The following is a 14,072-nucleotide window of genomic DNA, read 5'->3' as shown; positions in this document are numbered from 1 at the left end:
AAAACGGCCGGAGCGATGCCCCGGCCGTCTGTTTATTGACGACAGATCGGATCGTCTCAGAACGCAACCTGCGTGCGCAGCGCGACCGCATCAAACTTCGAGCCGACATCCGCAGTCGAAGTCGCCGACGCCTGCTTGGCGACGTCGCCGTGCAGGTAGTTCAGCATGAAGCGGACGTTGTTGTTGACGTACCAGTTCAGCGCCGCGGTGTAGACGGTCTGCCGTCCACCGGCGATGCCGACCGCCTGGCCGATCTGATCGTTGAGGTTCATCTGGCTCACGCGGCCGGCGATTTCCCAGGCGCCCCAGCCGCCGCTGGCGAGCGAGAGCGGATCATGCGGCTTGATACCGCCATAGGAGGCCGTTGCCGGGTTGTAGGCGTGATTCTCGCCGGTCAGCACATAGCCGACCTGCGCGTAACCGCCGTCGAATTTCAGGCTCGACGCACCGAACGGCGGCAGCCCGGTATTCGCAGTGCGATCGACGTTGAACCAGTAGTACTCGCCCTGTGCGATCAACGGGCCATAGGTCGCCGCCGCCTCGACGCCGTAGACCTGCGCCCCGGAGACGTTGGCGATCGCACCGGTAGAAATCAGCGTCGTCGGATCGATGCGCAGCTCGGGCCGGTCGCTGAGCGTGAGCGTCTGCGCCTGCGTCACCAGATTGCGCGGCGGCTGGATCAGCCATTCCGCGTCGGCACCGATATGCACCGAATAGTTATTCCCGCTGATCGGATTGCCGGCGACACGGACGACCGCGCCATACTGCTCCGATGATCCGGGCGGGGTGACGCTGGACGCCGAGTGAATCTGGCCGGTGGTCGGTCCGGTTGCATAGGCGCCGACCCAGAGCTGGTCATTCCACCAGCGGCTGCCGACGGTCGAACGGAAGTCACCTGCCGCGACGTTCTGCGCGATGATGCCGGCCGAGGCGCGCTCCATGAACAGGATGTCGTTCGAGCTGGTGGACTCGTCGAGCGTCCAGGCCAGATCCATGATGCCGCCTTCGATCGCCATCTTGCCGCCGAACGGCTTGAAGCCGGTATAGCTGAGATAGGCATTCTCGACGCCGGAGGTGCCGCCGCCGGGCAGCGATCCCGCCGCCGTGCCACCGAAGCCGTCGGACGAGCCGCCGAAGTCGTAGATCAGCGCGTAATTCCAGTCGCCGAAGAATTTGCCGATCACGCCGATGCGGGCGCGGCGGAGATTCTCGCCGCTGTCAAGCTTCTGCGGCGACGTGCCCGCGGTGTTCGGACGATAGTCGTAACCGCCGACATCCCAGTGGATGCGGCTCGTGATCGCGATGCAGTTCTGTTCGTCCGCGGTGCAGATCGTCGGCCGGTTGTTCGGCAATGTCACCACGACGCCGGACGGCGCGACCGGACCCTTGACCGGGATGGCGGCATTGGCGGTTACGACCCGCGCAGCCTTGGCGTCCGCGGCCTTCGCGTTGGCGTTTGCGCTGGCCGCCGTCGCGGTGTTGGCATTGGTCTGCTTCTGCAGTTTGTCGAGCTTCTGCTCGAGCATCTTCAACTGCTGCTTCAGTAGCGCGATCTCCGCATCGCTGCCGCCTCCGGCCGATTGTGAATAGGCCGGCGAGGCGGCGAGCGCCCCTGCCAGCCCTATGGCGATTGCACCAACTTTTGTCGCACTCATTGTGCACCCCTGTTGTGTTTGAAGTCCCCACTCACTCACTGAAACGTCCTAGGAGTTGATCGTGACTGACACACGACAGTGCTGCCTAGCATCGCAGTTCCGCTTGTTGTCCGCGGGCAACAAGCGGAGCGGCGCAGTGAGATTACAATCATCATAGAAGTTTGGCGGCGCGCTTCAACGCGGCTGCCACGGGTTTTGCACCGCGGCGGCGGGGGGCAGTTATCGGGCCCGGCGCCCTTCAATTGCCAGGCGAACACGCCTATATTCCGGCGTTTTCCACGAGAGGTGAGAATGCTCCGACCCGTCCGCTTTGCTGCCCTATCCGCTCTCTTCACGTTGGCTTTCATCGGGAATCTCGGCCCGGCCGCGGCCCAGGACCGCCGCGTGCCGTCCTCGCAGGCTGAGCTGCAGCTGTCCTATGCGCCAATCGTGCAGCGGGTGCAGCCGGCGGTGGTCAATGTCTATGCCGCCAAGACCGTGCAAAACCGCAATCCATTCCTGGACGATCCTATTTTTCGTCGATTTTTCGGCGTGCCCGGGCAGCAGCCCGAGCAGATGCAGCGTTCGCTTGGCTCCGGCGTGATGGTCGATGGCTCGGGCCTCGTGGTCACAAACAATCACGTGATCGAGGGCGCCGACCAGGTGAAGGTCTCGCTCGCCGACAAGCGCGAATATGAGGCTGAGATCGTGCTGAAGGACAGCCGCACCGACCTTGCGGTGCTGCGGCTGAAGGGGACCAACAAGGAGAAGTTCGCGACGCTGGATTTCGCGAACTCCGACCAGCTGCAGGTCGGCGACGTCGTGCTCGCGATCGGCAATCCGTTCGGCGTCGGCCAGACCGTGACGCACGGCATCATCTCGGCCCTGGCGCGCACTCAAGTCGGGATCACGGATTATCAATTCTTCATTCAGACCGATGCCGCGATCAATCCCGGCAATTCCGGCGGCGCGCTGGTCGACATGACCGGCCGGCTCGCCGGCATCAACACCGCGATCTTCTCGCGCTCGGGCGGCTCGCAGGGCATCGGCTTTGCGATCCCTGCCAACATGGTGCGCGTGGTGGTGGCCTCCGCGAAGGGCGGTGGCAAGAATGTGAAGCGGCCATGGCTCGGCGCGCGACTGCAGGCGGTCACACCGGAGATCGCGGAGACGCTCGGGCTGAAGCTGCCGACCGGCGCGCTGGTCGCCAATGTCGCGCCGAACGGCCCGGCGGCGAAAGCCGGGCTGAAGCTCTCCGACCTGATCGTGGGCATCGACGGCCAGGCGATCGACGATCCCAACGCGTTCGACTACCGCTTCGCGACCCGCCCGCTCGGCGGCAGCGCGGAGATCGAGGTGCAGCGCGCCGGCAAGCCGGTGAAGCTCACCGTGCCGCTGGAGACCGCACCCGATACCAACCGTGACGAGATCGTGCTGACTGCGCGCTCGCCGTTCCAGGGCGCAAGGGTCGCCAACATCTCGCCGGCGCTGGCCGACGAGCTGCATCTCGACGCAGGCGCCGAGGGCGTCGTGGTGACCGAGCTCGCCGATGACGGCACCGCCGCCAATGTCGGCTTCCAGAAGGGCGACATCATCCTCGCCGTCAACAACGAGAAGATCGCGCGGACCAGCGACCTCGAGAAGGCATCGAAGACGGGGACGCGGGTCTGGCGCATCACGCTGGTGCGCGGCGGCCAGCAGATCAACGTGACGCTCGGCGGATGAACCCCAAGTGAGCCCAAAGCAACCGCGCGAGGCCAGCAACCTGTTCGCTGCGGCGGGGATGGAGCAGGACGCTCCGCACCCGCTGCCGGACCGGTTGCGCCCGCGCACGCTGGCCGACGTCGTCGGCCAGGATCACATCCTCGGGCCCGACGGTGCGCTGACCCGCATGCTGGAGACGCGCACGCTGGGCTCGCTGGTGTTCTGGGGACCGCCCGGCACCGGCAAGACCACCGTGGCGCGGCTTCTGGCCGACGCCACCGAGCTGCATTTCGAACAGATATCCGCGGTGTTCTCCGGTGTCGCCGATCTGAAGAAGGCGTTCGATGCCGCGCGCGCCCGCCGCGAGACCGGCAAGGGCACGCTGCTGTTCGTCGACGAGGTGCACAGATTCAACCGCGCGCAGCAGGATTCCTTCCTGCCGGTGATGGAGGACGGCACCGTGGTGCTGGTCGGCGCCACCACCGAAAATCCGTCGTTCGAGCTCAACGCGGCGCTCTTGTCGCGCGCCCGCGTGCTGGTGTTTCACTCGCTCGATACCGCCGCGATCGAACGGCTGTTCGCCAATGCCGAGAAGGTCGAGGGCAAGAGCCTGCCGCTCGATGCGGAAGCCCGCGCCGTGCTGGTGCGGATGGCCGACGGCGACGGCCGCGCCTCGCTGACGCTCGCCGAGGAGGTTTGGCGCGCCGCGCGCAAGGGCGAGGTGTTCAACGCCGAGCAGTTGCAGGACATCCTGCAACGCCGCGCGCCGATCTACGACAAGTCGGCCGACGGCCACTACAATCTGATCTCGGCGCTGCACAAGTCGGTGCGCGGCTCCGATCCGGATGCGGCATTGTATTATCTCGCGCGCATGCTCGATGCCGGTGAGGATCCGCTGTTCCTGGCCCGGCGCGTGGTGCGCATGGCGGTCGAAGACATCGGGCTTGCCGATCCGCAGGCGCTGGCGGTCTGTAACGCCGCCAAGGATGCCTATGATTTCCTGGGCTCACCTGAAGGCGAACTCGCGATCGCGCAGGCCGTGGTCTATCTCGCCACCGCGCCGAAATCGAACGCGGTCTACAATGCGTTCGGCTCGGCGATGCAGACCGCGAAGCAGGGCGGCTCGCTGCTGCCGCCAAAGCACATCCTGAATTCGCCGACCAAGCTGATGAAGTCGGAGGGCTACGGCTCCGGCTATCAGTATGATCACGACATGCCCGATGCGTTCTCCGGCCAGGACTACTTCCCGGAAGCGCTGGGCCGCCAGACTTTTTACGATCCGCCCGACCGAGGCTTCGAACGCGAGATCCGCAAGCGGCTGGATTACTGGGACAGGCTGCGCAAGGAGCGGGGCGGCTAGCGCTTCACTTGACGCTCTTCACGAACTCCATGATCTCATCCGTCAGCCGTGTGTCTGACGTGTTGATCGCATAGACCTCCGACATGTGGCTGTGCTGCGGCAGCATGAAGCTGCGGGCGCAGCCGCTCGGCCGCTTGCAGCTGGCCTGCTTCATGAGTTCGAATTGCTCCACGAAGCGCGGCGGATCGAGCTCGGCCGCGGTGATCAGGAACGGGATCGGGCTCGCAACCAGGCCTTGCAGCGAGGAGCGTTCGGCGTAGCGCGACGAGTCGGAGCCGTAATAGGCGAGCTCGGCGTCGCCGGCCGGCGAGGCTGTCAGATCGTAGATGCCGGACACCATGATCGCGCCGGGGAGGCCGCCGCCCTTCACCTTGTGAAATTCGGCATGCGAGACATAGCTTGCGACATGGATGGCACCGGCCGACTGGCCCATCAGGAAGATGCGTTCGGGTTTGCCGCCGCGGGGCGCGATGTTCTCCGCGACCCATTGCACGATCGCGCCGATGTCTTCCGTGCCGGCCGGCCAGGGAAACGCCGGCGCCAGGCGATAGGTGGCGTTGACGCCGACAAAGCCGTTCTTGGCGGCCCACAACATGACGTTGTCGTAGAACGGACTGCCGGGCGTGCGCTTGTTGCCGGCAATGAGGCCGCCGCCGTGGATGTAGATCAGCACCGGGCGTGGCGGCGACGCTGTGTCCGGCGTGAAGACGTCGAGCAGATGGCGATCGGCGAGGCCATACTTGACGTCGCGCTCGACCTTGACGCGCTGATAGGGCTCCCTCTGTTGCAGCGGTGCGTAGAGCGCGGCCGTCTTGGGCATCTCGACGACGCGGCCGAGTTCCAGGAGCTTCCAGGCCAGATCTTCCGGCATCGGGCTCTCCTGGGCCAGCGCCGGGCCTGACAGCATCAGGGCCGCCGCCAAAGCCGATACCGCCAGTCTCATTCCAGGGCTCTCCGTCGCTTGCCGCGTGCGGCCGAAACTGGCCGTGTTGCGCGGGATTTATACCGATTTCGCCGTGACGATTCGCGGCATTTGCGCTACCCAACGGCTTAACTTCGGAGTTGCAACCCCATGAGCCGCCGCGTCAAGAGACCCCTCCGCCCCGCTGCCGACCGCGCCAAGGGCGCGCGTCCCAAGGGTGCGCGTCCCCATCGCGGCTCGGCGGCCGAGCGGGGGCCGGCGCATCGTCCGGGCGGCAAGCCAGCGGTGCGGCTTGGCGACAAGCAGCGTGCGCCGAAGCCGTTCGTGCCTGAGCCCGAGAAGCATGTCGCCGAGCCACCGCCGCTACCGACCAAGGTGCAGACCGTGGTTGTGACGGCGGACGAGAACAACATGCGGGTCGACCGCTTTCTCGAGGCGCGTTTCCCCGGCCTGTCCTTTTCCCACATCCAGCGCATTGTTCGTAAGGGCGAGTTGCGCGTCAACGGCAAGCGCGCCGACAGCAAGGACCGGCTGGAAGAAGGCCAGAGCGTCCGCATTCCGCCGCTAAAGCTCGATACGCCGAAGGCCGCGGCCAGCCTCTCCGAAGCCGCCAAGAAGACCCTTCAAGACCTCAAGGACATGACCCTGTTCGAGGACGCCGACGTGATGGTGCTGAACAAGCCTGCAGGTCTGGCGGTTCAGGGCGGCTCCGGTATCACGCGCAATGTCGACGACATGCTGGAGGTGATGCGCGACGCCAAGGGGCAGAAGCCGCGGCTGGTGCATCGGCTCGACCGGGAGACCTCGGGCTGCCTGCTGATCGCCAAGACGCGTTTTGCCGCGACCGCTCTGACCGGCTCGTTCCGCCATCGCTCGGCGCGAAAGATCTACTGGGCGCTGGTCGTCGGCGTGCCGAAGCCGAAGCAGGGCCGCATCTCGACCTACCTCGCCAAGGAGGAGAGCGAGGAGGACAGCATCATGCGGATCGCAGCGCATGGCGACGAGGGCGCGAGCCACGCCGTGACCTATTATGCCGTGGTCGAGACCTCGGCGACCAAGCTCGCCTGGGTGTCGCTCAAGCCGGTGACCGGCCGCACCCATCAATTGCGCGCCCACATGGCGCATATCGATCACGCGATCGTGGGCGATCCAAAATACTTCAACAAGGAGAACTGGCAGCTGCCCGGCGGCCTGCAGAACCGGCTGCATCTTCTGGCTCGCCGCATCGTGATTCCGCATCCGCGCGGCGGCGTGATCGATGCCACCGCGCCGCTGCCGCCGCACATGCTGCAATCCTGGAATCTGCTCGGGCTCGAGGCCGACCGCTTCGACCCGATCGAGAACGCGCCCGAGGAGTGACGGGCGGGCGCCCGCAAATCCGTTTCAGACAGCAAGAACGATCAAACCGCGCCGCGCGCAGCCTCTATCTTGCCGCGCGCCGGCCGTTGCCGGCGTGCAATCTTGAAAGGGGCTGTCCATGATCGGGACCTGGCTACGCGTCGCGCTTGTTGTTGTTGGCTCGGTTCTCGCCGCAGTGGCGGTGCATGCCGAGACCGTCGTGCTGCGCGGCGGCAGCGTTTACGCCTCGCCCGATGTGGCCGCGCTGCCGGATGCGGTGGTCGTGACGACCGACGGCGTCATCAGCGCGGTCGGCAAATCAGGCGATGTCCAGGTGCCCGCGGATGCGCGCGTGATCGATTGCAGCGGCAAGACCATTGTTGCCGGGTTCTGGAACAGCCATGTGCATTTCACGCAGAACTCCTGGCGCAATGCCGGTGCTGCGCCCGCTGCGGCGCTGACGCAGCACATGCAGGAGATGCTGACGCGTTGGGGCTTCACCACGGTCTGGGATCTCGGCTCCGATCCGGGCAACACGCTCTCGCTGCGCCGGCGCATCGCGGCGGGCGAGGTCGCCGGTCCCAACATTCTGCTGGCCGGCAATGTCTTCCCCAAAGGCGGTCATCCTGTGTACCTGCCGCCCGAGCTGCAGCTTCCGGAAGCTGCGACGCCGGAGGAGGCTGCGAAGTGGGCGCGCGACTGGCTCGCGATGGGCGAGGACGGCATCAAGCTGTTCACCGGCGCGTTCATGGGCGACAAGCCGGTCGTGAACATGGATCCGGCGATCGCCAAGGCGGCCGTCGATGCGGCGCACGCGCAGGGCAGGCGGGTGTTCGCCCACCCGCAGAACAAGATCGGCGTCGAAACGGTGATCGTAGCTGACGTCGATGTGCTTGCGCACACCACGCCGGGCGAGCGCGCCTATAGCGAGGACCAGCTGGCGCGGTTCAAGGCGCAGGGGACTGCGCTGATCCCGACGCTGGCGCTGTTCACCACCGTCGTGCTCGATCCCAACGTCACCAACCGTATGGTGGCCGCGACCGTCAACCAGCTCAAGCAGTTTTCGGAGAATGGCGGCACGGTGCTGTTCGGCACCGATGTCGGCTTCACCACGCAATACGACACCACGCAGGAATATGAGCTGATGCATCGCGCACTGTCGGAGCGTCAGGTGCTGGCCTCGCTGACCACAAATCCGGCCACGTTCTTCAAGGCCGCGAAGAAGGGCCGGGTGGAGCAGGGTTTTGACGCCGATCTCGTGGTGCTCGACGGCGATCCGCTCAGCGACGTCGGCAATCTCGCGAAGGTGAGCACCACCATCCGCGCGGGTCATGTGATCTATCGGAAGCCGTGATGGCTGGCCGCAGAACGCACTGCAGTGCAACGCGAGCACCTGCTACGATGCGCATCGTGCCTTGCCGGCATAACTGCGGGTGACGGTGGAGGAACTCCCCGCCGCAGGTGCGCGCTGCCAAAATATCGAAAACAACCCCATGCAAAGTAGCTGGCGGCTGCCGGCGTTCGACAAGGCAACTTGACACGTCGGGCAAATCAGGGATAAATTTCCAATATACCGAAATTGCGCAAGCGTCCCCTCGACCGCAATGGCGTGCTCGCCAGTTGCGATTGCGGCCGAGTCCCCACAATTGAAATTGCCCCGGCTGGGTCGGTCTATTTCGCCGGAAGGCTATCCAAACGGGCCAGTTTGATTTCGTCTCATGATCTTGAGCGTGAGCAAGACCGCCCCGAGCACAAGAAACAGCAGGCCGACGACAATTGTGCTGGTGGATTCGAATGTCACACCCACTGCTGTCAGCAGGCAGCCAAGAACGATAGCAAAGAGCCCACCCAGCTTCTTTACCAGCAGAAGCTGTCCGTCGCTTGCGCGCGCCACCATGATCAACCTCACCATTCAAGTGATGCGGTCATTGCCGCCATCGCCGCGGGCCGGTGTTGTTTGGACAGGCGGCGGGCTCACATCCGCACGCGGCCATGGTACTCTCGAGCGCCAGCGATGGGAATCTCGTTGATGGCCCGATGACTTCTCTTTGATTCAATTGCGCATCTGATTGGGCAATGCTGCTTACCTGATAGCGCCGGAGCACCGCAGGGACAGATTGAACGGCGCATCTCGCAACGCGGCAATTCCGCGACAAGCAATGCATTCAGCACATTTGTCGTAAAGTGTTCTGGACCAGCACAAACACTGCAAGCGCCGTCAGAGCGGGTCGTTGACACCATGTTTTTTTGAGCGCCTACTTCTGGTTGCCGACTAGAGGACCTGAAACAACAAGGTCGAAATCGGGAAGGAAAGCCAATGTGGCCACCTTCGATCGCTGAACAGGCGGACCGGCCTTACATCTCGACGGGGCACTTGCCCGATCCCGAGATGGTGCAGGAGCTGGTTTCCCAAGCTCATCTGCGCTTCAAGTCGAACAGCGAAGGCACCAATTCGCAGGTTTATCCGGCCCTGGCCAGGGTGCCGAGTGAACTGTTCGGCATCTGCGTGGCCGGTGCCAGCGGGCGCATCTACGGTGCCGGCGATATCGAATACGAATTCTCGATCATGAGTGTGTCGAAGCCATTCGTGTTCGCGCTGGTGTGCGAGGCCATCGGCCCTGAAGAGGCGCGCGCAAGACTGGGCGCGAATGCGACCGGGCTGCCGTTCAATTCGCTGGCGGCAATCGAGCACGGGGCCGGGCGCACCAACCCGATGGTGAACGCAGGTGCGATCGCGACCACCAGCCTCGTTCCGGGTGCGAGCGCGGAAGAGCGATGGCGGTTGATCCATGACGGCCTTTCACGCTTTGCCGGTCGCAAGCTCCCGCTCAACGAGGAAGTCTACGCGTCGGCCTCAAAGACGAATTTTCGCAATCGAAGTATCGCACGGCTGCTGGAGAGCTATGACCGGATCTACTGCGACGCTCGACAGGCGACCGATCTCTACACCCGGCAGTGCTCCCTCAATGTGAGCGCCAGGGATCTCGCCGTGATGGGCGCGACGCTGGCTGACGGCGGGGTGAATCCAGTCACGCGGCAGCGGGTGGTCGATGCGGCCGTGTGCCACTATGCGTTGGCCGTCATGGTCACGGCTGGGCTGTATGAGACGTCGGGCGACTGGCTGTACGACATCGGTCTGCCCGGCAAAAGCGGCATCGGTGGCGGTATCGTTGCGGTGTCGCCGGGAAAAGGTGGTTTCGGCACCTTCGCCCCGCCACTGGATGCGGCCGGCAACAGCGTGCGAGGGCAGCTCGCCGCGAAGTTCCTGTCGCAAAGACTGGGCATGGATCTGTTCGTGTCCCAACCGGACGAGTGAAACAAGATGCTCTGAGGATCGGTAGGGCCGTGGCTCGATCGATCGCAACGCCAGGCAGGTTGGAGGACGCGATGGCAACGCAAGCTATCTCGATCGGCGACGTTCATCAGGAAGAGCGTGCATCATGGGTGCCCATGATCGCGATTGCGTTCGGTCAGATGATCATGTCGTTCAATGTCGCGTCGTTGCCGGTTGCCATGGGGGGAATGGTGGCCAGCTTCGGCGTGCCCCCGACCACGGTCGCGACCGGAATCGTGGCCTACTCGATGCTGGTGGCCGGGTTCGTGATGCTCGGCGCGAAACTCGCCCAAAGGTTCGGGGCGGTGCAGGTCTTTCGCGTTGCCGTCGTGCTCTTCATGATATCTCAGATCGCGATGACGTTCAGCCCCACGGCGTCGGTGATGATCTCCGCTCAGGCGCTTTGCGGCGCTGCGGGCGCGGTGATCGTGCCTTCGTTGGTGGCGCTGATTGCCGAGAATTATGCCGGACGCCAGCAAGCGACGGCCCTTGGTGCGCTTGGCTCGGCGCGGGCTGCCGCCGGCGTGCTGGCTTTTGTCGTCGGTGGGTTGCTCGGCACCTATATCGGCTGGCGCCCCGCGTTCGGAATTCTCATTGCTGCTTCGGCGATCGCTTTCGCTCTGAGTTTCCGTCTGCGGCCCGACCGCGGTCGCCCGGATGTTCAGATTGATCTGATCGGCGTCGCCCTTGCCGCGAGCGCAATCATCTTCATCAGTTTCGGGTTCAATAATCTGAACGGTTGGGGGGTGATCCTGGCGACGCCTAACGCGCCGTTCGACTTGCTGGGCGTTTCGCCCGCACCGGTCCTGATCGTGCTTGGCATTGTACTCGGGCAGGCATTCCTGATGTGGACGCATCGGCAGCAGGCCGCAGGGAAGACGCCCCTGCTGGCGTTGGAAGTGATCGACTCTGCAGAGGAAAGGTGCGCCGTCTACGCGCTGTTCGCAGTCGTGGCGCTCGAGGCTGCCCTGAACTTTACCGTGCCGCTCTACATCCAGATCGTGCAGGGACGTTCGCCAATTGCGACTGCGATCGCGATGATGCCCTTCAATCTGACCGTTTTTCTGTCGGCGATGCTGATTGTCAATCTCTACGAGAAACTGACGCCTCGCCAGATCGGACGCTTCGGCTTTGGCCTCTGCACCGTCGCGTTGCTATGGCTCGCGTTCGTCGTGCGCAACGACTGGAGCGAGTTTCCCGTTCTCTTTGGACTCGTGCTGTTCGGCATTGGCCAGGGCTCCCTGGTGACGCTGCTGTTCAACGTTCTGGTCACGTCCTCACCCAAGGCGTTGGCCGGGGACGTCGGGTCTCTGCGCGGCACCACACAGAATCTGGCGGCTGCAGTCGGCACCGCGGTTGCCGGAGCTCTTCTCGTCGGTCTGTTGAGTACGATCGCGCTCGGCAGGATCGCGGCCAGTCCGGTGCTGACCAAGGAGCTTCAGAGTCAGGTCGATCTCGGCAACATCACTTTCGTCAGCAATGACCGGCTGCGCAGTGTGCTCGAAGGCACCAGCGGTACGCCGCAGCAGGTCGAGGAAGCGGTGCGGGTCAACACCGAAGCGCGTCTGCGTGCGTTGAAGATCGGATTGTTGATCATGGCCGGCCTCGCCTTGCTCGCAGTCATTCCCGCGGGCCGGCTGCCGGATTACCGGCCGGGAGAAATACCGGACGACGGAGCGACAGGCGGGGGCGAGCGATCGGCCTAGTTGGGATGCGCCGCAGCTGCCTGGGATCGAGGAGGATGACATGGCTACCTATGAGAACAGTTCCACGATGCTCCGCGGCCTGCCTGGCCCGCCGTTATGGGTGTGCGTGCTGCTTGGGCTCGTCATGATCGCCGCGGGCCTTCTGGTCTTGGGCGATGTCGTGCTCTTCACCGTGATCAGCGCCATCTTCATCGGCTGGACGGCCATCGTCGCCGGCGCGTTCGAAATCCTGCACGCGTTCTGGACCAAGGGCTAGGGCGGATTCGTGTGGCAGCTTCTGCTCGGGGTCCTCTACCTTGCATGTGGAATCGTCCTGCTGAGCCAGCCGGTGACGAGTGCGCTGATCCTGACCTATGTCCTCGGTCTCTCGCTGTTGGTCTCCGGGGTTGTGCGTATGCTGGTCGGCATCGGCCATTGGCAGCAGTCCGGCTGGATCATGCTGGCCTCCGGGCTGTTTGGCGTCCTGGCAGGCCTCGTCATTCTGACCGGGTTTCCGGCAACCGGGCTGTGGGTGCTCGGGTTGCTGCTGGGGATCGATCTGCTGTCTCATGGCGTCGGATGGCTGACCTACGCTTTGCAGCCTGCTGCCAGAGCAGCCCGGTAGGCCGTCAATCCCTTCCAGCCGCAATCTGGTCGGCCCCTCGTACACAGCGAGATCAATGATAATCTCGAGCGATGTGCCATAGGCGGAGCGTGGACATGTCAGATTTGAGCAAAAGCTTCGGGGTGCCTGCACTGATCGCCTCGATTGGGTTGAGCCTTCTTGGCTCGCTGCCTGCGCAAGCTCAGCAGGATACTGGCGTGCTGTTCCAGAATGTCCGCGTCTTTGATGGCAAGAATGGCGCGCTCTCCGGGCCGTCGAATGTGCTGATCCGGAACAGCAAGATCGAGAAGATTTCGACTGCGGCGATCACGGCCGACGCGCAGGTGATCGCCGGCGACGGACGGGTGCTGATGCCCGGGCTGATCGACGCGCATTGGCATGCGATGCTGGTACGCCCGACGCCGGCGGCTGCGATAGCCGGTGATGTCGGCTACACCAATCTCCTTGCGGCCGCGGAAGCAACGGCCACGCTGATGCGCGGCTTTACCACCGTTCGCGACATGGGCGGGCCGGCCTTTTCCCTCAAGCGGGCGATCGACGAGGGGCTCGTCGCCGGTCCGCGCATCTACCCGTCCGGTGCCATGATCACCATCACCAGCGGCCATGGCGACTTCCGGCAGCTGTCCGAACTGCCCAGAACGATCGGCGGCATGCTCAGCCGCATGGAGAGGATAGGCGGCGCCATGGTCGCGGACAGCCCCGATGAGGTACGTGTGCGCGCGCGCGAGCAGCTCATGCAGGGGGCTACGCAGGTCAAGCTCACCGCGGGCGGCGGGGTCGCGTCGCCATTCAGTCCGCTCGATGTGTCCACGTTCACTGAACCGGAGTTGCGCGCCGCGGTCGAAGCTGCCGAGAACTGGGGGACCTATGTAGCGGTACACGCCTATACATCGGTCGCGATCCAGCGATCGATCGCGGCGGGAGCCAAATGTGTCGAGCACGGTCACCTGATGGACGACGCGACGGCCCGCCTGATGGCCGAGAAGGGAATTTGGCTGAGCACCCAGCCCTTCGTCGATCTGTCGGGCGCCAGCGCCCTTGGGCCTGCGGAGCAGGACAAGATGCGACAGGTCGTTGCCGGCACCGACAGGGTCTACGGCTTTGCGAAGAAGTACAAATTGAAGACGGCATTCGGCACCGACGTCTTGTTCTCGAAGGCGCTTGCTGACCGGCAAGGCGCCATGCTGACGACGCTCACGCGATGGTATACGCCGGCCGAAGCGCTCACGATGGCGACATCGACGAATGCCGAATTGCTCGGTCTGTCCGGGCCTCGAAATCCGTATCCAGGCAGGCTAGGCGTGGTGGAGGAAGGCGCGCTGGCCGACCTTCTGTTGGTCAACGGCGACCCGATCGACAACATCAAGCTGATAGAAGACCCGGCAAAGAACTTCCTGGTCATCATGAAGGATGGGAAGGTCTACAAGAATCTTCTTGGTGGTGACCGGAGCAAATAGACAGAGCAGGCCC

12 protein-coding genes are annotated in these 14,072 nt (G+C 64.2%); 9 read left to right on the top strand and 3 right to left on the bottom strand.

Annotated features, from left to right (window positions below):
* Positions 1–56: 56 nt before the first annotated feature.
* Positions 57–1,655, bottom strand: coding sequence for an OprO/OprP family phosphate-selective porin (locus G6P99_RS27850; protein ID WP_165124105.1), 1,599 nt, complete (start codon positions 1,653–1,655; stop codon positions 57–59).
* A 291-nt stretch (positions 1,656–1,946) separates the two neighbouring features.
* On the opposite strand from G6P99_RS27850, the gene G6P99_RS27845 reads away from it, so the two are divergent.
* Both G6P99_RS27845 and G6P99_RS27840 read left to right on the top strand, forming a co-directional pair.
* Positions 1,947–3,359, top strand: a complete 1,413-nt coding sequence (locus G6P99_RS27845) for a DegQ family serine endoprotease (RefSeq protein ID WP_029081744.1) — start codon at positions 1,947–1,949, stop codon at positions 3,357–3,359.
* Between the two features lie 7 nt (positions 3,360–3,366).
* Entirely contained in the window at positions 3,367–4,698 is a 1,332-nt protein-coding gene (locus G6P99_RS27840) for a replication-associated recombination protein A (protein ID WP_165124101.1), read from the top strand.
* A 4-nt stretch (positions 4,699–4,702) separates the two neighbouring features.
* On the opposite strand, the gene G6P99_RS27835 is transcribed toward G6P99_RS27840, so the two are convergent.
* A complete protein-coding gene (locus G6P99_RS27835; protein ID WP_029081742.1) occupies positions 4,703–5,641 on the bottom strand; it encodes an alpha/beta hydrolase in 939 nt (312 codons plus the stop codon).
* Positions 5,642–5,770: 129 nt separating this feature from the next.
* On the opposite strand from G6P99_RS27835, the gene G6P99_RS27830 reads away from it, so the two are divergent.
* Both G6P99_RS27830 and G6P99_RS27825 read left to right on the top strand, forming a co-directional pair.
* Positions 5,771–6,979 (top strand): RluA family pseudouridine synthase, encoded by a 1,209-nt coding sequence (locus tag G6P99_RS27830; protein WP_165124097.1) that lies wholly within the window; start codon positions 5,771–5,773, stop codon positions 6,977–6,979.
* A 118-nt stretch (positions 6,980–7,097) separates the two neighbouring features.
* Positions 7,098–8,312 carry an amidohydrolase family protein gene (locus G6P99_RS27825; RefSeq protein WP_165124092.1) on the top strand — a complete coding sequence of 405 codons (1,215 nt, stop codon included), beginning with the start codon at positions 7,098–7,100 and terminating at the stop codon, positions 8,310–8,312.
* Positions 8,313–8,645: 333 nt separating this feature from the next.
* Here the strand turns inward: G6P99_RS27825 and G6P99_RS27820 are convergent, their stop codons facing one another.
* Positions 8,646–8,855: a hypothetical protein gene (locus G6P99_RS27820; RefSeq protein ID WP_029081739.1), complete on the bottom strand. Its 210-nt coding sequence runs from the start codon at positions 8,853–8,855 to the stop codon at positions 8,646–8,648.
* 420 nt (positions 8,856–9,275) lie between these two features.
* Here G6P99_RS27820 and glsA point away from each other — a divergent pair, with 420 nt between their 5' ends.
* From glsA to G6P99_RS27795, 5 genes are all read left to right on the top strand, one after another.
* Positions 9,276–10,274, top strand: coding sequence for a glutaminase A (gene glsA / locus G6P99_RS27815; RefSeq protein ID WP_051346357.1), 999 nt, complete (start codon positions 9,276–9,278; stop codon positions 10,272–10,274).
* A 71-nt stretch (positions 10,275–10,345) separates the two neighbouring features.
* Positions 10,346–11,998 (top strand): MFS transporter, encoded by a 1,653-nt coding sequence (locus G6P99_RS27810; RefSeq protein WP_029081737.1) that lies wholly within the window; start codon positions 10,346–10,348, stop codon positions 11,996–11,998.
* A gap of 40 nt (positions 11,999–12,038) precedes the next feature.
* Positions 12,039–12,254, top strand: coding sequence for a DUF308 domain-containing protein (locus G6P99_RS27805; RefSeq protein ID WP_334261691.1), 216 nt, complete (start codon positions 12,039–12,041; stop codon positions 12,252–12,254).
* A gap of 9 nt (positions 12,255–12,263) precedes the next feature.
* Positions 12,264–12,602 carry a DUF308 domain-containing protein gene (locus G6P99_RS27800; protein WP_334261690.1) on the top strand — a complete coding sequence of 113 codons (339 nt, stop codon included), beginning with the start codon at positions 12,264–12,266 and terminating at the stop codon, positions 12,600–12,602.
* 95 nt (positions 12,603–12,697) lie between these two features.
* Complete coding sequence (locus tag G6P99_RS27795; RefSeq protein ID WP_035977008.1) at positions 12,698–14,059, top strand: metal-dependent hydrolase family protein; 1,362 nt, start codon at positions 12,698–12,700, stop codon at positions 14,057–14,059.
* Positions 14,060–14,072: the final 13 nt, after the last annotated feature.

This window comes from Bradyrhizobium sp. 6(2017), from assembly GCF_011058295.2.
Taxonomy (GTDB): domain Bacteria; phylum Pseudomonadota; class Alphaproteobacteria; order Rhizobiales; family Xanthobacteraceae; genus Bradyrhizobium; species Bradyrhizobium septentrionale.
Note: the sequence above shows the minus strand (reverse complement) of the source record. Positions and strands in the feature narration are given on the sequence as shown.